The following is a 17,918-nucleotide window of genomic DNA, read 5'->3' on the forward strand; positions in this document are numbered from 1 at the left end:
CTACGTCTTGGACCCAGGTCCTGGCTCGGTGCGAAGTTCGCGCTCGCGGACGGCGTGCTCGTCGGTGCGGGAGTCGTAACGCCAGAACTCGTTCAGCCAGACCGCCGTGCCGACCACCCCCACGACGCAGAGCGCTCCACCGCTGACGATCGCCGTCCGGACGCTGGTGGCGTCGGCCACCAGACCGGAGCGGGCCTGACCGCCGAGCGGCCCGAGGGAGTAGCCGAGCATCTCGATCCCGGCCAGCCGGCCGCGCATCTCGTCGGGGATGGTCTGGTTCCAGATCACCGACCGGAACAGCACCGAGATCATGTCGGCGCCCCCGGCGATCGCGAAGAAGCCGACCGCGAACCAGATGTTCGGCGCCAGCCCCGCGATGCCGACCGACGCGCCCCAGACCATGGTCGCGATCACCACCGCCCGGCCCTGGTGGTGCACGCGTCTGGCCCAGCCGCTGGTCAGGCTGGCGCACATCGCGCCGATCGCCTCGGCGCTGTAGAGCAGCCCCAGCAGCTTCGGTTCCTTCAGGATCTCGGTCGCGAAGGCCGGGAACAGCACGATCGGCATCGCCAGGAACATCCCGACCATGTCGACCAGATAGGTGGCCAGCAGGTCCTTGCGGCGATAGGCGTAGCTGATCCCCTCGCCGATCCCGCGCAGGCTCGGCGGTCTGCTGTGCTCACTGGTCTTGTACGACCCCAGCCCGGCGTACAGGACGGTCGCGATCACCAGGCCGGCCAGCTCGATCGCGAACGCCCAGGTCACCCCCGCCGTGCCGACCAGTACGCCGCCCAGCGCGGGGCCGGCCAGCTGGCCGACCTGCATCGTCACCGAGGTCAGCGCGACCGCGGCGGCCATCTCGTCGTGCTTGACCACTCGCGGGAACAACGCCTCGCGGCTCGGCCGCTGCAGCGAGGTGGCGATCGCGTTGAGAGCGCCACAGACGTAGATCAGCCAGATCTGCGGGTTGGACAGCAGCGAGTTGGCCAGCATCAGCGAGCAGATCGCCGCCTGCGCGACGCCGGTCGCGATCAGCATCTTGCGGCGATCGACGTGATCGGCCAGCGCACCGCCGTACAGGCCGAAGACGACCAGCGGGACGATCGTCACCAGCCCCATCGCGCCGACCGCGAAGTTGGAGCCGGTCAACTGATAGAGCTGGTACGGCAACGCCACGTAACCGACCATGCCGCCGAGGAAGAAGACCGAGCCCGAGATCACCAGGATCCGGAAGTCCCGCGACCCGCGCCACGGGGTCAGATCGATCTTCAGCCGGTCCAGCCGGGTCCGGAAACTTGTTGCCACTGGCACATGGTGACACTCGAAGTGACCCTTGGACGAACCTGTTTCGCCTCTACTGTCACCAACCGCAAGGCCTCGACCATCGTCATGCAGAAGGACGGCAACCTGGCCGTCATCTCCGGCCGTACGCCGGTCTGGGCGATTGGCACCGGCGGCCGCTGACCCTGCCGCGGCCGGCGGCCACTGTTGCAGGTAGCTGCAATAGTGGCTGCCGACCCAACGCGGGACCCCCTTTCTTGTGTCTAACTCATAGAGAGCTTTCTTCGACCAAAGGGGACCCACCCGCATGATCAAGACCACACTGCGCTCCGTCGCCACACTCGCTGCGGCCGTGGCCACCGTCGCCACCGGCACTGCGCTGACGACCGCGCCGGCGCAGGCAGCCACCACCTCCAGCGTCTCCAGCGCCGCAACCACGGCGATCTCCAACACTCTGCTGCCCGGCCAGCGGCTGCTGTCGGGGCAGTACATCCGCTCCACGGATCGCCAGTGGACACTGGTGATGCGCGCGACCGGCAACGTCGAACTGGTCAGGACCGGGACCGGCAGGGTGTGGGAGACCGGCACCGCCCGCGCGGGGTCCGTCCTGGTGATGGAGAAGGACGGTGGCCTCAGCATCGTCCACGGCCGGACGAAGTACTGGATCGGTGGCGCGAAGGCCAGCCCGAACGCCAAGCTCGTGCTGCCGACCGACGGCCTGCTGACGATCCAGAACACGGCCGGCCGATCGGTCTGGAACTACAAGATGATCATCGAGACGATGTCACCGGGCAGCCGGATCTACTCCCCGGGCGGCAGTTGGGGCCCGGTGGTGCTGTTCTCCCGCAGCCGGGTCTACTCGCTGCAGATGCGCCCGACCGGCGCTCTGCAACTGCTGCAGAACAACAAGACCGTACTGTGGACGGCGCCGTACAAGCCGTTCGTGGACTACTGGGCCTTCCTCTCCCCGGCCGGCACCTTCGGCGTCGAGGAGACCTTCGGCTCACCCTGGGCGATCGTCACCAAGAAGCCCGGTACCGTCCTGCAGCTCCGCGACGACGGCAAGCTGCTGCTGATCCACGGCCGTACCGTGGTCAAGGCCCTGCACTGACCCTCGGTGGTTCTCTCAGTGCTCGAAGAGCGGAAGTAGTTCGGTCAGGTCCGTGCGTTCCCCCGACGCGCGGACCTTTCCGGTGGCGCGGGCGGCCGCCCAGGTGATCCGTCCCAGCGCGAGGTCGATCCACATCTCGGCGGGCATCTCGATCACCGCCTTCGGCGTACCGCGGGTGTGGCGTGGACCCTCGATGCACTGCACCGCGCCGTACGGCGGGACGCGTACCTCCACCGCGTGGCCGGGCGCCTTGGCGACCAGAAGCTTCAGCAGCTCCTTCACCAGCAGCTTGAGTTCCGCCCGGCCGGCCTCGCCGTCGTCGTACGAGCGCAGCGCTTCGTCCATCTCCACAGGCGGAAAGGGTACGCGGGTTTCGCCGACGCCCCCTTCGTACCCGATAATCGAGAAGCGCACCGAGACGCGGAAGTGAGGTCGGGATGCTCACGCCCAGGCACCAGGCGCTGCTGGCGACACTTGCGGGAATGACCGTCGGGGTGGCCGTCTTCGGCACCGTTCTGGCGATCAACGGCAACTTCTCCGGCGACGACCCAGCCGCCACCAAGGTGGTCGCCAGTCAGCCGACTCAGACCCCCACCAGTGGCGACGGTCTGCAGGCCGATTCGCTCCAGTTCTCCTCCCAGCCCTTCGGGGCCGACAACGCGCCGGCGACCGCCGAGGTGCCGTCGACCTGGAAGAGCAGCAGCGGCGGCACCAGACCGAGGTACGTCGATCCGACCGGGGTCTGGCAGATCCGGTTCGACACCCGGGGCAGCAGCCAGTCGCCGGACCAGCTGGTCGACAACCGCGCCCGCAGCATCGAGGAGCGCGACCTCAAGGTGATCAGCCGCGACAACGGCACCCTGATCTACACCTACACGGACCAGACCCGCGGTCCGCGGATGGGGCTTTCCAGCTTCCGGCCCAGCGAGGACGGCAAGCGCACGCTGGTCGAGATCACCGTCGGCGGCCGCCCGCAGGACGAGGCCGGCCTCCGGACCGTCCTCCAGCGCGCCACCGACAGCCTGCAGCTCAGTGCGGGCGCGGGCGACACGAGGCCCAACTAGCGCGCGGTACCGCGGCGCCGGCGCGGGGCCGGCGTACCGATCAGCACTTGATGTCGGACGCCGGCGCCGTACCCTTCAGCAGGTAGGTCTCGATGGCGTCGTCGACGCACTGGTTTCCTTCGTTGTACCCGGTGTGACCGTCGCCGTCGCGGGTGATCAGGACGCCGCTGTCCAGCTGGCCGGCGAGCCCGACGGCCCAGTCGTACGGCGTCGCCGGGTCGCGGGTGGTGCCGACCACGACGATCGGCTTCGCACCGGTCGCCTTGATCGTGTGCGGCTTGTCCACCGGCTTCACCGGCCAGTTCGCGCACGGCAGCGAGCCCCAGAGCAGGAACGAGCCGAACCGCGGCGAGGCGGCCTTGTACTTCGGCTCGTCGGCCTTCGCCTCGGCGACCGAGGTGAGGTCCGGGCGGTCGATGCAGTTGACCGCGTAGATCGCCTCGTTCTGGTTGTTGCCGTAGCCGCGCGGCGTACGGTCGGTGTACTCGTTGGCGAGCGCCAGCAGCCGGGCGCCCTTGCCGGCCAGCCCGTCGACCACCGCGTCCTCGAGCCGCGGCCAGTAGTCCTTCACGTAGAGCGGGAAGATGACGCCCAGTACGACCAGCGCCTGGGTCACCTCCCGATCGCCGTCGCCCGGCAGCGGCTTGGCGTCGGACTCGGTGATCAGCTTGTCGACATTGGCGAGCACCTCGGCCTTGGAGCTGCCCAGCCGGCAGGACCGCTGCGCGCAGTCCTCGGCGAAGGCCTCCAGCGCGGTGTCGAAGCCCTTCGCCTGGGCCATGTTGTTCTCTTGGGCCGAGTTCGACGGGTCGACCGCGCCGTCGAGCACCAGCCGGCCGACGTTCTTCGGGAACAGCTCCGCGTAGGTGGCGCCGAGCATCGTCCCGTAGGACATCCCGAGGTAGTAGAGCTCGGAGTCACCGACGATGCCCCGCAGTACGTCGATGTCGCGGGCGGAGTCCTTGGTGGAGACGTGCGGCAACAGCTCGCCGGAGCGCTGCTGACAGCCGTCGGCCAGGGTCTTGGCCTGGGTGTTCAGCGCCTCGATCTCGGCCTCGTCGTCCGGGCTGCCGTCCGCCTCGATGAACTTGTCCAGCTGCTCGGCGTCGAGACAGCGCACCGGCGTCGAGTCGGCCACCCCTCGTGGGTCCCAGCCGATCACGTCGAACTTCCGCAGCAGCGGAGCGCCGAGCACGAACCCGGCCGAGGCCGCGAACTGCTGCCCGGAGGCACCCGGCCCGCCCGGGTTGATGAACAGCGTGCCGATCTTGCCGGCCCGGTCCCGCGCCGGCACCTTGCGGGCCCGCAGTTCGATCGTCTTGCCGTCCGGCTTGCTGTAGTCGAGCGGCACGTTGATGGTGGCGCACTGGTTGCCCTGCCCGCAGCGCTCCCAGTTCGGCTGCTGGCTGTAGATCTTCTCCAGCCCCGCCGGCACCGGCCCGGCCGGTCCTGTCGGCCCGGCGCTCGGTTGTGTCCCACCCGGCCCTTCGGCATCCTGCGCCCGGCTGGCCACCCCGCATCCACCGGCCAGGAGCGCGAAGCCCGTCACCACCACGGTCGTCCTGCGCATCTTCACAGCGAGCCGTCCCCCGTACCGTCGTCCAACCCGTCCCGTACCGCGCTGTCCTGCGAGTTGTCGCCTTCACCCTGACTCAGCCTGCGGCGGCGTCGCGGCTTGCGGCGGCGCCTGGCCGACGCGGCTGACTCCTCGTCCGCCTCGTCCGTCTTGCCGGCCTCGTCCTGCGACACCGCGTCAACTGTCGGCGCCGGAGCTAGCTCTGCCTCGACAGGGGTCACAGCTGCCTGCGGTACGACCGGCAGCGGCAACTCCACCGGAACGACGGGCGGGGCGTCCGGGGTAGTGGTGTCGGATGCTTCGTACTGCTGGCGTGGGGAGCAGACGTCCGCTCGGCTGCAGGCGCAGCGGCGACCGGAGGCGGCAAGGCGGACCACCACGGTATCGCTGGGGACGTTGTGCCCGACGACCACGCCGTCACCCGCCGGCGTTTCGACCGGCGTACCGGTGGCGGGGGCTTTGGCGTTGAACTCCTGGTAGAGCGGGTGCTCGTACTTCAGGCAGCACATCAGCCGCCCGCACGCGCCGGAGATCTTCAGCGGGTTGAGCGGCAGATCCTGGTCCTTCGCCATCCGCACGCTGACCGGCTCGAAGTCCTTCAGGAACGTCGCGCAGCACAGGTCGCGCCCGCACGGCCCGATCCCGCCCTGCAGCCGGGCCTCGTCGCGGGCACCCACCTGGCGCAGCTCGATCCGCGCCCGCAGTCCGCGGGCCAGATCCCGGACCAGCTCCCGGAAGTCCACCCGGTGCGGCGCGGAGAAGTAGATGATCACCAACTGGTCGACGTCCGGCCGGCGATCCACGAAATCGATCCCGACCACCTTCATCGGCAGCTTGTGCTCGCGGACCAGCCGCTTGGCGATCAGCCGCGCGTCGGCCCGGCGCTGACGGTTCTGCTCGTCGCGGTCCAGGTCGGCCGTGGTCGCGACACCCTCGCACAGCGGCAGCCCACCGATCTCCTCGGTGACGTACTGCGGGGCCCAGACGCACTCGGCCACCTCCGGACCGTCATCGGTCGGGACCAGCACCTTGTCCCCGACTCGCGGTCTGTGCGAACCGGGGTCGAGGTAGTACAGCCGCCCGTAGCGCTCGAACGACACCGCCATCACCATGCCCACCGCGCCAGACTACGTGCACAACCCACACGGCACTCGCTTTCGCGCCTCCTGGGCGGCGCTTCGACCAGTGCCCGGCGTGCCTCGCTACCGCTTGCTGTCCTTGACGGTCCCGGTCAGCGCGTCGTCGTCGGGGCCGTAGACGGCACAGATGACCAGGCGGTCACCGTGGTCCCAGTTGTCCTCCGACGGCACCCAGTAGTCGGACTGCAGTTCCGACTTCTGCACCGTGGTGCCGACGTACTTGCCGAACTCGATGTCGCAGCGGTTGCGGGCCAGGTCCTCCAGCGGTCGTTCACCGGGGTAGGGAGTGGCCGGCAGGGTGACGTTCGAGATCAGTTCGCCGTCGTGCGGTGTGGCGCAGGACCGCCGGTGCACCTCGTCCTCCTCCCACGCGTCGTCGTAGCACTCGCCGACCGCCAGCGAGTCGACGTACGTGGTCTGTCCCGAACGGTCGCCGGATCCCTGGTAGTCGTCGGAGTTGGCGCCGATGATGATCAGGATCGTCAGCAGCGCGACTCCGAAGAGGGTGAGCAGCCCACCGATCACGATGCCCGCGATCGCCTGACCCTTGCCGGACTCGCCGCTCTTCTTGATCTGCGCCAGCGCGGCGATCCCCAGCGCGACGCCGACCGGTGCGCTCAGGCCGATCACCAAACCACCCAGCGCGCAGATCAGCGCCGCGATCGCGAGGCCGTTCGTCTTGGTCTGCTGGTGCCCTGGATACCCGTAGCCGTAGCCGTAGGCCGCCGGATACTGCGGCTGGCCGTACTGAGGTTGCCCGTACTGGGTTTGCCCGTACTGCGGCTGCTGCGGTTGCCCGTACGGCGCCTGCTGCTGCGGGTACGGCGGCAACTGCTGCGGCGGCTGCCCGTACTGCGGCACCTGTTGCCCGAACTGCGGCTCGTAGGAACTCGCCGACTCAGGCGGCCGCCCGTACGTCGGCAGTCCCGGAGCCGGATCCCGCGGCACGTCCTGCGGCCGATTCGGGTCTGACCCCGGTGGATAACTCACAGCTGCCTCCCCCTGACACGGCGCACTAGCGCTGAGATCCGCGCATGGAGCCCGCCAACTGCTCTCCGGGCTTCCCGACCATGCACAGGATGTTGCCGTCAGCAACGGCACGATCTTCCAGCACCACGTAGTACATGTCCAGTTCCGACCGCTCGTACGGCTTGCCGACGAAGGTCTGGAAAGCCGTCGCGCACTGCTGCGTCGCGGCCGTGCCCTTCTGCTCGGTGGACAGCCCGGTCAGCATCGCCCGGACCTTCGCGTACGCCTCACCGGTGTGCGGCGTGGCACAGTCCGCGATCTTCACCTGGCGCAGCGTGTCCACGTCCAGGTCGGCGTCGAAGCACTGCTGGACCCGCACCTCCGAGATCACCGTCGTACGGCCGATCCCCGCGCGCTGCTCACCCCGCAGGTTGAGCGCGGCGGCGACCCCGATCGCGATCAGCCAGCACCCGCAGATCACCAGCGCGCCGATCGCCAACCTCCGCCCCCGTACTCCGGACCGCCGGGTCCGTGGCAGCGCGATCAGTCCGAGCACCGCCGCGATCGGCACCAACCCCGGCAGGCTGGTCACGAACGCCGCGACGGCATAGCGATCCAGCCGACGTTGCGCGGGCGTCGGCACGCCCTCCAGCCAGGACTCTGCCGACGGGAGCGGCGTCCGCACAGGCTGGATCGGCGGAGGTTGGGTCAAGGAGCGTCCTTACGAAGCAGTACGCCGGCCTGGCGGGCCAGCCACCCACGTATCGGCAGGGCCCTGGCCTTCGTTACAGCCGCGTCCGCACCCCAGACGCGCGTCTCAGCCCTCGAACAGGGAGATCGTCATCGCCTCGAGGGCGAGCAGCGGCGCGACGTTGCCCTCGATCGCCTCGCGGCAACCGGTGAGCGCGTCGATCCGGCGTACCGTCGACTCGGGGCTGGTCCGGCCGGCCAGCCGCTCGATCTCCTGCCGCAGTTCGGCGTTGATCAGTTCTGCTCCCGCACCGGTCTGCACGACCAGAACATCGCGATACAAGGCCATCAGGTCGACCAGTGACCGGTCCAGCACGTCGCGCTCCCAGCGTTTCGCCCGCGCCTTCTGCTGGTCCTCCAGCTCCTTCAGCGCCGCGCCGGCTTCCCGGGGTCTGGCGCCCTTGGTGCCGACGCCGAGCGCCTGCTCGAGATTGGTCCGTTCCTGCTCGTCGACCTTCGCGGCGCTCGCCTTCGACTCGATCTTCGCCGCCTCGACCAGCCGCTGCGCCGCGTTCAGGCAGGCGCCGATGTCGTGCAGCTCGAACGGGACCTCCAGCACCTTGCTCCGCCGGCCGCGGACCTCCTCGTCCCGGGCCAGCGCCTTCGCCCGGCCGATGTGTCCCTGGGCCGCCCGAGCAGCGAAACCGGCCAGCTCCGGCTCGATCCCGGACTGCCGGGTCAGCATCTCGGCGACCGCGGCCACCGGCGGAGTTCGCAGTACCAGCAGACGGCAGCGCGACCGGATCGTCGGCACGACGTCCTCGACCGTCGGCGCGCAGAGCACCCACACCGTGCGTGCCGCCGGCTCCTCGATGCTCTTCAGCAGCGCGTCCGCGGCCTGGTCGGTCAGCCGGTCGGCGTCCTCGATCAGCATCACCTGCCAACGGCCCTGGGTCGGGCTCATCGCGGCCCGGCGTACCAGTTCGCGGATCTCGCTGACCCGGATCGACAGCAGCTCCGTGCGGATCAGCGTCACGTCGGGGTGCGCGCCGTTGAGCGCGGTGGCGCAGACCGCGCACTCGCCGCAGCCCTCGGTCAGGCACTGCAGCGCGGCGGCGAAAGCCCTGCCCGCATTGGACCGGCCGGACCCGGGCGGGCCGGTGATCAGCCAGGCGTGCGTCATCCCGTTGGTGGCCGTGCCGCCCTCGCCCCGCAGGCGCGCCGACGCGCCCGACACGGCCTTGCGCAGTACGGCGACCGCGGGCTCCTGGCCGACCAGGTCGTCCCAAACCGTCATCGGACCTGTCTCCTCATTCCGTGCCGTCGCGAACGGGTGCTCGGCGGCGCAGCTCGATCCGGCACGACCTACCCCACCTTCGGCAGCAGCGGCAGCAGGCGAGCCCGGATCTGCGCCGCGATCTCGGCCCGGTCCTGGCTGCCGTCGAGGACCAGGTAGTGCTGCGGCTCGGCCGCCGCGAGCTCCAGGAACGCCGTCCGGACCCGTTCGTGAAACTCGGCGGACTGGGCCTCGATCCGGTCTCGCTCCTCGAATCGGCCGAGCCCACTCTTGGGGGGCAGGTCCAGCAGGATCGTCAGGTTGGGCCGCAGGTCGTCGGTCGCCCAGCGGTTCACCCGCTCGACCTCGTCCAGCTTCAGGTCCCGCCCGGAGCCTTGGTAGGCCAGCGCGGAGTCGACGTACCGGTCGGTGATGACGACGGCGCCGGACTTGAGCGCCGGTTTGATCACCTTGTCGACGTGCTCCGCCTTGTCGGCGGCGTACAGGAGGGCTTCGGCGCGGTGCGAGATGTCGCCGGTCGCCGGGTCGAGCACGATCTGGCGCAGCGTCCTCCCCAGGTCGGTGGCGCCCGGCTCGCGGGTGAGCAGCACCTCCTGGCCCTGCTCGGTCAACCACTCGACCAGCAGGGCGGACTGCGTCGACTTGCCCGCGCCTTCGCCACCCTCGAGCGCGATGAACAGGCCGGTGGTCGGATAGACCCCGGGAGTCTTGCCGAAGCTGCGGCGCAGGTCGCGCCAGAACGGTACGCCGGGACGGTCGTCCATCTGCCGCCAGGCGACCACCCCGATCACGGTGGCCAGCACCGCGGCGATCAGCATCGTCATCGCGGCGCCGTTGTAGCTGATCGAGCGGCCACCGGCCGACACCGTCCGGCGCCCGATCGCGCCCGCGACGAACGGCGCGATCGCCAGCGTGACCGCGAGCACCGTCCGGACCGCGGACTGCACGAACGCGAAGGTCCGGCCACGCACCGCGTCCGGCACCTCGAGCCCGAGCAGCGTGTAGCCGGAGACCCAGGAGGCGCCGGCGCAGAAGCCGAGCAGGATCGCGATCATGGTGGCGATCTCGATCTGCTGGATCAGCGCCAGGCCGGCCAGCCCGATCCCCGACCCGACCAGGCCGGCGGAGAACAGCCGGCGGCGCGACAGGCCGGAGAAGATCCGCGGCGCGAACCCCATCCCCAGCGCGAGACCGCCGAAGACGGCGCCGAAGAGCACGCCGTACCCGGGATCGCCCGCGTCCAGGTCCTCGACGTAGGTCCGGCCGAGGCCGATCACGACCGCGCCGGCCGCGAAGGCGCCCGAGATGCCGACCACCAGGCCACGCACCACCGGCGTACCGGTGACGTAGGACCAGCCCTCGACCATCGTGCGCCACAGGGTCGGATGGCCCTCGTGGTCGTGGCGGCCGGAGCGGCCGATCTCCGCGACCGAGATGATCGCCAGGCCGGAGATGAAGAAGGTGGCCGCGTTCACGTAGACGGCCAGGTTGATCGAGAAGTTGCCGCCCAGACCGCGGGTGGCCAGCGTGATCGCGGTGAAGATCGCGGCCGCCGGCAGCGCCGACCCGTAGGTGGTGATCAGGCTCAGCTGGTTGGCCGCCTCCAGCCGGTGCCGGGGCACCAGGTTGGGCACGCTGGCGTCCTTGGCCGGGCCCCAGATCAGGCTGACGATCTCGATCAGCACGGTCGCCACCAGCACCCAGGTGAGGGTGCCGACGATCGGGATGCTGACGAAGAACGCCGCCCGGACGAAGTCGCCGATGATCATCGTCGCGCGCCGGTCCAGCCGGTCGGCGACCCAGCCGGCCACCGGTCCCATCACCAGCGCGGGCAGCACCCGCAGGAACAGCACGCCACCGATCGCGAAGTTGGCCGCCTGGTAGTCGTCGCCGGCGAAGGACTTCGCCATCGCGGTCAGCGCCAGCAGCCCGATCCAGTCGCCCAGGCTGGACAGCCCGAACCCGATCCAGAGCCGCCGGAACGCCTTGATCCGCAACACCGCGCGCACGTCGTGCGCCGGTGCAGGATCAGTCAGCGGGTCGTATACCTCCGGCACACCCAGAAGCCTAGTCGGGCGCATCGACAACCTCGTACTTGCGTACACAACGACAGGCAGTGGTCACCCGGTCGGCTGCCCGCCAGGCGTAGGCCAGGGCCGGGTCAGCTGTCTGAGCCGACCACTGCCTGTCGTTGTGTTCGCGTCAGCCGGTGGTGAAGCGGAGCGACAACGAGGCTGCCGCCGTGTGGAGCTGGTACCGGTCGGGGAGGGCCGGGCCACAGGAGTTGGAGCCGATACCTGCCTGCGCCAGGTCGAGAGTGACGTAGGTGGTGTCGCCGGCGACCAGGTCGGGCGCGTGCTTCGCGTTGGCCAGGTCGGCTGTGGTCCAGTCCCGGACGGTCAGGCCGAAGAGGTCGGGAGCAGCCTCCACCCGCAACGAGTCCAGCTGAGCCCAGCGGGTGTCGATGCGATGACCGTTCTCCTGCGGGCGCACGTAGGGCGTCTGCAGTTGTGCGATCGTGCCGGAGTACTTACCGACCGCCGCGGCGGCGCGGGTGTCGACGTACGCCTCGCTGGGGCCGGTGCCGAACCACTCGACCTGACCGACCTTCGGCAGCTCGAAGGTGATGCCCAATCGTGGCAAGGTCGCCGGGACCTGGCCGTCGGGCTCTACAGAGAGGTCGAGCACGACTGACCCGTTCTGCCCGTGAGTCCAGCGCCAGGTAGCGACCAGACCCCACTGCAGCGCCGGCGGCGCCGTCCTGGTGACAACCTCCCAAGCACCGTCGACCAGCCCAGCCGACACCACCCGGTGCTGCACCCGATGCAGCCCGGCTTCTCTCCAGGCGTCTGAAACCCCCGGGATCACGTCGTTGTCGATCGGAGCTCGCCAGACATCCAGCCGCAGGTTGCTGATTCCCAGCGAGGCAACGCCGATGCCGTGAACTCCGGCGGTGACGTCCTCCCCCGCGTTACTCCGCGCGTGCCGCGCCTCGCCGCCTCCGGCGACCTCGGCACCGGACGAAGAAGAGGTGGAGGCAGTTGCCGTCTCGGCAAGCGAAGCTCCCCCAGCGCTTGCACCGCCGCCAGCTGCGGCGTCCGCACCGGTCGCGGTGTTGCTTACGTCGGCCATCACGCCGCCTTCAGGCGCAGCCGCCGCGATGTGGCGCGGCCCAGTCGGCTGGTCCAGCCGAATCTGGCCCCATGCGATCCGGTGCCCGGCCTCGGCCCAGCTGGTCGGCTCCGTCAGCTCTGCCGTGATGGTGACCCAGGTTTCCGGGAGCCCCGCCTCGGCCTGAGCGATGATGCCCGGCGGCAGCTCCAGCACGGCAGTCTCGCCCGGGCCGATCAGCGGGACCGGAAGATTCCCGCTGCCGACCATTTCGCCCGCGATCTCGGTGACCACTCGGAGGGTCAGGTGGCTGGTGTCCAGCACCTCGTACCGGTTGGTGATGGTGATCCCGGTGGCATCACCGCCGATCACCAGCGGCTCGATCACCTTGACGTACTCCAGCATCCCCGGCGTCGGCGTCCGGTCCGGGAACAGCAGCCCGTCGCAGACGAAGTTGCCGTCGTGGATCTCCTCGCCGAAGTCACCGCCGTACGCGTAGAACTCCTTGCCGTCCACCGACGTCCGCAACCCGTGGTCGATGAACTCCCAGATGAACCCGCCCTGGCACCGCGGGTACTTCTCGAACAGCGCGTGGTAGTCGGCCAGCCCGCCCGGCCCGTTGCCCATCGCGTGCCCGTACTCGCACAGGATGAACGGCAACCCCCGGTACGACGAAGGGTCCTCGCCGATCCGCGCGACGTCCTCCGGCGACGTGTACATCTGCGAGTACACGTCCACGAACTCCGCCTGCGTGTCCCGCTCGTAGTGCACCGGCCGCGACGGATCGCGATCACGGGTGAACGCGTACATCGAACGAAGGTTCTCGCCCATCCCGCACTCGTTGCCGAGCGACCAGATGACGATGCTCGGGTGGTTCTTGTCCCGCTCGACCATCCGCCGCATCCGGTCGACCAGGTCGGCCTCGAAGCGCGGATCCATCACTGGGTTCGGCAGCTTCGGCGGCTCGGGCTCGTAGCCGAAACCGTGGGTCTCCAGGTCGCACTCGTCGACGACGTACAGGCCGTACTGGTCGCACAGGTCGAGGAAGTGCGGGTGCGGCGGGTAGTGGCTGGTGCGGACCGCGTTGATCCCGGCCCGCTTCATGATCAGCACGTCGTCGAGCATGTCCTGTTCGGTCAGCGCCCGGCCACGATCGGGGTGGAACTCGTGCCGGTTGACCCCGTTGAAGAGCACCCGGTTGCCGTTCACCGTCAGTACGCCGTCCACGATCGCCACCGTCCGGAAGCCGACCTTGAGGCGGACCTCGCCGCCCGCGGTCCGCAGTACGGCGCCGTAGAGGCGTGGGCTCTCGGCACTCCACGGCTCGACCGCCGGAACCGGCGTCTCGAACCCGGTCGGGAACTCCAGCCCGAGCTCCTCGACGACCACGGTGCCCGGCACGTCGGAGTCGACCTTCAGCGTGCCGGCGCCATCGGCGTACGAGGCGTGCACGAACACATCGGTCGGAGCCTGCGGCGCGAGTCCGAGCAGGTTGACCTCACGGAAGATCCCGGACAACCACCACATGTCCTGGTCCTCGACGTAGGACCCGGCCGACCACTGGTGCACCCGGACCGCGATCCGCACCTCTTTGCCGGGGGCAACCAGTTCGGTCAGGTCGAACTCGCTCGGCAGCCGCGACCCCGACGACCACCCGACCGGAGTCCCGTCGACGAACACCGCGAAGCGCGAGTCCACCCCCTCGAACCGCAACACCACCTGGCGCCCGTCCCAGTCCCCCGGCACAGTCACGGTCCGGACGTAGTCCCCGGTCGGATTGGCCGTCGGCACCCGCGGCGGATCGACCGGAAAGGGATAGTCGATATTCGTGTACGCCGGCGCCCCGTACCCCGCGAGCTGCCAGTGCCCCGGCACCACGATCGTGTCCCAGCCCGAGACGGCAGGCTCCGTCAGATCGTCCGGCGCCTCCTCCAAACTGGCCGAGAGCCGAAACCTCCACTCCCCACCGAGCGGCACCCGAGCCGAATCATCATCCAGCCAGGCCCGCGGAGCCAGCACACCCGCACCCGAAGCAAAGTTTTCGACATAACTGTGGTCGTAGGTCACAACCATCGACCCTACGACCGATCCCGTCACAAATCCACACCGATGAACAAATATGGACAGCATCTGGATCACTTTGTCCGGACCTACCTGGAGATCGATCCGCGACTTCGCCGCGCCCCGGCTCGTGGCGCTGGGCGCCACCTCGCCTCCGCCCGGATGCTGACGCCACCCACCGCCTCGATGCGACGAGCCTGAACTTCTACCACCGCACCGCGCACCTCGCGCGCCCAGATCTGGCCATCCGCAATAGCCGTCAAAGACACGTCAACTGGAGCACTCACCCGAGAACCCACTCAGAGCGAGGTGGCGCCCAGCGCCACGAGCCTGGCAAGACGCAGGCTATTGAGCGCTGCAGTCCTTGCAGACCCCCACCAGCGCGACCTGCTCCGGCGCCAGGTGGAAGCCCAGCTCACGCAGCAGCTTGCGCCGCACGGGATCCAAAATGTCCCCCGCCACATCCACCACTGTCCCGCACTCGCTGCACCGCAGATGCAGATGCCGGGGGGCCAGCTCACCCGCCAAGTGGTACGTCGTACCGGCGCGCCCGAGGTGGACGTGCGTCACCAGGCCGAACTCGCCCAGCGCGTCCAGCGCCCGGTAGACCGTTGCCCGGTGGATGCCCGGCCGCAGTTCCTCGGCCCGTTCGCCGATCTGCTCGGCGCTCAGGTGTTCGTCGGTGGCGGCCAGTACCTCGACCACGGCGAGCCGGGCCGGGGTCACGCGTTCGCCTCGTTCTCGGAGGCGTTGCGCGGTGACCTCGGCCGGGCCCTTCGCAGTACCGGGCATCAGGCCTTCTTCGCCGCCGTCTTCTTCGCGGCGCCGGCCGCCGTGGTGGTCTTCTTCGCCGCCGTCTTCTTGGTGGCGGTCTTGGCCGCGGTCTTCTTCGCGGCCGTCTTCTTGGCCGTCGTCTTCTTCGCGGTGGTCTTCTTGGCCGCCTTCTTGGCCGGTGCCTTCTTCTTCACCGGTCCACGAGCCCGCTTGTCCGCCAGCAGTTCCGACGCGCGCAGCAGCGAGATCGTCTCGACCGAGTCGTCCTTGCGCAGGGTCGCGTTGGTCTCGCCATCGGTGACGTACGGCCCGAAGCGGCCTTCCTTCACCACCACCGGCTGACCCGACTCCGGGTCCTCGCCCAGCTCCTTCAACGGCGGCGCGGCGGCACGACGCCCCCGCTGCTTCGGCTCGGCGTAGATCTTCAGCGCTTCCTCGAGGGTTATGTCGAACATCTGCTCCTCGGTCTGCAGCGACCGCGAGTCCGTGCCCTTCTTCAGGTACGGCCCGTAGCGCCCGTTCTGCGCGGTGATCTCGTCCCCGGTCTCCGGGTCCTTGCCGACCACCCTCGGCAGCGACAGCAGCCGCAACGCATCTTCCAAAGTCACCGTGTCCAGCTGCATCGTCGACAGCAGCGACCCGGTCCGCGGCTTGGCGCTCTTCGGCGCGTCCTCCGGCAGCACCTCGGTCACATAGGGCCCGTAACGACCGGCCTTCGCGACCACCTTCAGCCCGGTGTCCGGCGTCGTACCGAGCTCGAGCTCGACTCCGGAAGGCTGCGAGAGCAGCTCCTTGGCCCGCTCGACGGTCAGCTCGTCCGGCGGCAGGTCCTCGGGCACGTTCGCCCGGGTCTCATCCGGCCCTTCGACGTACGGCCCGTACCGCCCGACCCGGACGACGATCCCGCTGTCGGCGTCACCGACCGGGAAGGTCGACATCTCCCTGGCATCGATGTCGCCGAGGTCACTGACCATGGACTGCAGGCCCTCGACGCCGTCGTCACCGAAGTAGAACCGCCCGAGCACACCTTCGCGCTGCAGGTTGCCGGCGGCGACGTCGTCCAGCACGTCCTCCATCGAGGCCGTGAACGCGTAGTCGACCAGCCGGGTGAAGTGCTGCTCCAGCAGTCGCACCACGGCGAAGGCCAGCCAGGCCGGCACCAGCGCGGTGCCCTTCTTGTACACGTAGCCCCGCGCCTGGATCGTGCCCAGGATCGACGCGTACGTCGACGGCCGGCCGATCTCGCGGTCTTCCAGCTGCGCGATCAGCGTCGCCTCGGTGAAGCGCGACGGCGGCTTGGTCTCGTGGCCGGAGGCGAACACCTCGGTGGCCGGCAGCACGTCGCCCTCGGCCACGTCCGGGATCTGCGTCTCGCGGTCGTCGGTCTCGTGCGACGGGTCGTCCGCACCCTCGACGTAGGCCTTCAGGAAGCCGTGGAAGGTGATCACCCGGCCGGACGAGGTGAACTCGCAGTTCTCCCCGGTCGAGGCCAAGGCGCCGATCTTGATCGAGACGCTGTTGCCGGCCGCGTCCTTCATCTGGGACGCGATCGTGCGCATCCAGATCAGCTCGTACAGCCGGTACTCCGAACCGCTCAGACCCGTCTGGGCCGGCGTCTGGAAGTGCTCACCGGCCGGCCGGATCGCCTCGTGCGCCTCCTGCGCGTTCTTCACCTTGGAGGTGTAGACCCGCGGCTTGTCCGGCAGGTACGACGCGCCGTACAGCTCGCGGACCTGCGCCCGGGCCGCGGTGATCGCGGTGTCGGACAGCGTGACGCTGTCCGTACGCATATAGGTGATGTTGCCGTTCTCGTACAGCCGCTGCGCGATCTGCATCGTCTGCGAGGCGGACATGTTCAGCTTGCGCCCGGCCTCCTGCTGCAGCGTGGTGGTCCGGAACGGCGCGTACGGCTTGCGGGTGTAGGGCTTGGACTCGATCGAGCGGACCTTGAACGTCGACTCCTGCAGCGCCGCGGCCAGCGCGGTGGCGGTCGTCTCGTCCAGGTGGACGGTGTTCTCGCTCTTCAGTTCACCGGTCGAGGCGAAGTCGCGGCCCTGGGCGATCCGGCGGCTGTCCACCGAGACCAGCCGGGACGGGAAGATCCGCGGTGTCTTGCCCTCGCCGGCGTCGAGCTTGGCGTCCAGGTCCCAGTACGACGCGGAGCGGAAGGCGATCCGGTCGCGCTCGCGATCGACCACCATCCGGATCGCGACCGACTGCACCCGGCCGGCCGACAGCTTCGGCATGACCTTCTTCCACAGCACCGGCGAGACCTCGTAGCCGTACAGCCGGTCCAGGATCCGCCGCGCCTCCTGGGCGTCGACGAGCGCGTCGTTGATCTGCCGCGCGCTGCCGACCGCGTCCTGGATCGCCTTCGGCGTGATCTCGTGGAAGACCATCCGCTTGACCGGGATCTTCGGCTTCAGCTCGTCCAGCAGGTGCCACGCGATGGCCTCGCCCTCGCGGTCCTCATCGGTGGCCAGGTAGAGCTCGTCGGCGTCCTTCAGCAGATCCTTCAGCTTGCGGATCTGCGCCTTCTTGTCCGCCGGTACGACGTACAGCGGGTCGAAGTGGTCCTCGATGTTCACCCCGAGCCGTGCCCAGGGCAGGCCCTTGTACTTCGCCGGGATCTCGTCGGCGCCCTTCGGCAGGTCCCGGATGTGACCGAAACTCGACTCCACCACATAACCGGCGCCCAGGAAACCGGCGATCATCCGGGCCTTCTTCGGCGACTCGACGATCACCAGCCGACGCTGACCCGCAGCCGCCGTCGACGACTTACCGGACGATTTCTTGGTCCCTGTTGCCGCTGCCACTGCGCTCCTTGCCTGTCAACGCCGTCAAT

14 protein-coding genes are annotated in these 17,918 nt (G+C 69.3%); 3 read left to right on the forward strand and 11 right to left on the reverse strand.

All coding sequences use genetic code 11. The features are described 5' to 3' along the window. Positions 1-1,305, reverse strand: coding sequence for an MFS transporter (locus OX958_RS33560; RefSeq protein WP_270134325.1), 1,305 nt, complete (start codon positions 1,303-1,305; stop codon positions 1-3). A 21-nt stretch (positions 1,306-1,326) separates the two neighbouring features. On the opposite strand from OX958_RS33560, the gene OX958_RS33565 reads away from it, so the two are divergent. After that, positions 1,327-1,464, forward strand: coding sequence for a hypothetical protein (locus OX958_RS33565; protein WP_270134327.1), 138 nt, complete (start codon positions 1,327-1,329; stop codon positions 1,462-1,464). A 124-nt stretch (positions 1,465-1,588) separates the two neighbouring features. Further along, on the forward strand, positions 1,589-2,392 hold the full coding sequence (locus OX958_RS33570; protein ID WP_270134329.1) for a hypothetical protein: 804 nt from the start codon (positions 1,589-1,591) through the stop codon (positions 2,390-2,392). A gap of 15 nt (positions 2,393-2,407) precedes the next feature. Here OX958_RS33570 and OX958_RS33575 read toward each other — a convergent pair whose 3' ends face one another. Beyond that, entirely contained in the window at positions 2,408-2,737 is a 330-nt protein-coding gene (locus OX958_RS33575) for a sterol carrier family protein (RefSeq protein ID WP_270139194.1), read from the reverse strand. Positions 2,738-2,829: 92 nt separating this feature from the next. Between OX958_RS33575 and OX958_RS33580 the strand changes: the two genes are divergently transcribed. Further along, complete coding sequence (locus OX958_RS33580; protein ID WP_270134330.1) at positions 2,830-3,456, forward strand: hypothetical protein; 627 nt, start codon at positions 2,830-2,832, stop codon at positions 3,454-3,456. Between the two features lie 40 nt (positions 3,457-3,496). Here OX958_RS33580 and OX958_RS33585 read toward each other — a convergent pair whose 3' ends face one another. The 9 genes from OX958_RS33585 to topA all read right to left on the reverse strand — a co-directional run bounded on the left by OX958_RS33585 (position 3,497) and on the right by topA (position 17,787). Further along, the gene (locus OX958_RS33585; protein WP_270134331.1) at positions 3,497-5,026 is read right to left on the reverse strand and encodes an alpha/beta hydrolase; all 1,530 of its coding nucleotides are present in this window, start codon (positions 5,024-5,026) and stop codon (positions 3,497-3,499) included. 2 nt (positions 5,027-5,028) lie between these two features. Beyond that, positions 5,029-6,144: a PSP1 domain-containing protein gene (locus OX958_RS33590; protein WP_270139195.1), complete on the reverse strand. Its 1,116-nt coding sequence runs from the start codon at positions 6,142-6,144 to the stop codon at positions 5,029-5,031. A gap of 90 nt (positions 6,145-6,234) precedes the next feature. Continuing rightward, positions 6,235-7,161, reverse strand: a complete 927-nt coding sequence (locus OX958_RS33595; RefSeq protein WP_270134333.1) for a DUF4190 domain-containing protein — start codon at positions 7,159-7,161, stop codon at positions 6,235-6,237. Between the two features lie 25 nt (positions 7,162-7,186). Beyond that, complete coding sequence (locus tag OX958_RS33600; RefSeq protein WP_270134334.1) at positions 7,187-7,852, reverse strand: DUF4190 domain-containing protein; 666 nt, start codon at positions 7,850-7,852, stop codon at positions 7,187-7,189. 105 nt (positions 7,853-7,957) lie between these two features. Further along, positions 7,958-9,127, reverse strand: a complete 1,170-nt coding sequence (locus OX958_RS33605; RefSeq protein WP_270134336.1) for a DNA polymerase III subunit delta' — start codon at positions 9,125-9,127, stop codon at positions 7,958-7,960. Between the two features lie 68 nt (positions 9,128-9,195). Next, positions 9,196-11,184 carry a dTMP kinase gene (gene tmk / locus OX958_RS33610; RefSeq protein WP_270134337.1) on the reverse strand — a complete coding sequence of 663 codons (1,989 nt, stop codon included), beginning with the start codon at positions 11,182-11,184 and terminating at the stop codon, positions 9,196-9,198. Positions 11,185-11,329: 145 nt separating this feature from the next. After that, positions 11,330-14,257 (reverse strand): glycoside hydrolase family 2 TIM barrel-domain containing protein, encoded by a 2,928-nt coding sequence (locus tag OX958_RS33615; RefSeq protein ID WP_270134339.1) that lies wholly within the window; start codon positions 14,255-14,257, stop codon positions 11,330-11,332. A gap of 387 nt (positions 14,258-14,644) precedes the next feature. After that, complete coding sequence (locus OX958_RS33620) at positions 14,645-15,091, reverse strand: Fur family transcriptional regulator (protein WP_270134340.1); 447 nt, start codon at positions 15,089-15,091, stop codon at positions 14,645-14,647. Beyond that, positions 15,091-17,787 (reverse strand): type I DNA topoisomerase, encoded by a 2,697-nt coding sequence (gene topA, locus OX958_RS33625; RefSeq protein ID WP_270139196.1) that lies wholly within the window; start codon positions 17,785-17,787, stop codon positions 15,091-15,093. Before topA ends, OX958_RS33620 begins: the two co-directional genes overlap by 1 nt. Between the last annotated feature and the right edge of the window lie 131 nt (positions 17,788-17,918).

This window comes from Kribbella sp. CA-293567, assembly GCF_027627575.1.
Lineage (GTDB): Bacteria > Actinomycetota > Actinomycetes > Propionibacteriales > Kribbellaceae > Kribbella.

What these genes read in the sequence shown, in the direction of transcription:
- OX958_RS33570 (WP_270134329.1), top strand. Translation starts at nt 1,589, where the DNA reads ATGATCAAGACCACACTGCGCTCCGTCGCCACACTCGCTGCGGCCGTG.
- OX958_RS33575 (WP_270139194.1), bottom strand. Translation starts at nt 2,737, where the DNA reads ATGGACGAAGCGCTGCGCTCGTACGACGACGGCGAGGCCGGCCGGGCG.
- OX958_RS33580 (WP_270134330.1), top strand. Translation starts at nt 2,830, where the DNA reads ATGCTCACGCCCAGGCACCAGGCGCTGCTGGCGACACTTGCGGGAATG.
- OX958_RS33585 (WP_270134331.1), bottom strand. Translation starts at nt 5,026, where the DNA reads ATGCGCAGGACGACCGTGGTGGTGACGGGCTTCGCGCTCCTGGCCGGT.
- OX958_RS33590 (WP_270139195.1), bottom strand. Translation starts at nt 6,144, where the DNA reads ATGGTGATGGCGGTGTCGTTCGAGCGCTACGGGCGGCTGTACTACCTC.
- OX958_RS33605 (WP_270134336.1), bottom strand. Translation starts at nt 9,127, where the DNA reads ATGACGGTTTGGGACGACCTGGTCGGCCAGGAGCCCGCGGTCGCCGTA.
- OX958_RS33620 (WP_270134340.1), bottom strand. Translation starts at nt 15,091, where the DNA reads ATGCCCGGTACTGCGAAGGGCCCGGCCGAGGTCACCGCGCAACGCCTC.
- topA (WP_270139196.1), bottom strand. Translation starts at nt 17,787, where the DNA reads ATGATCGCCGGTTTCCTGGGCGCCGGTTATGTGGTGGAGTCGAGTTTC.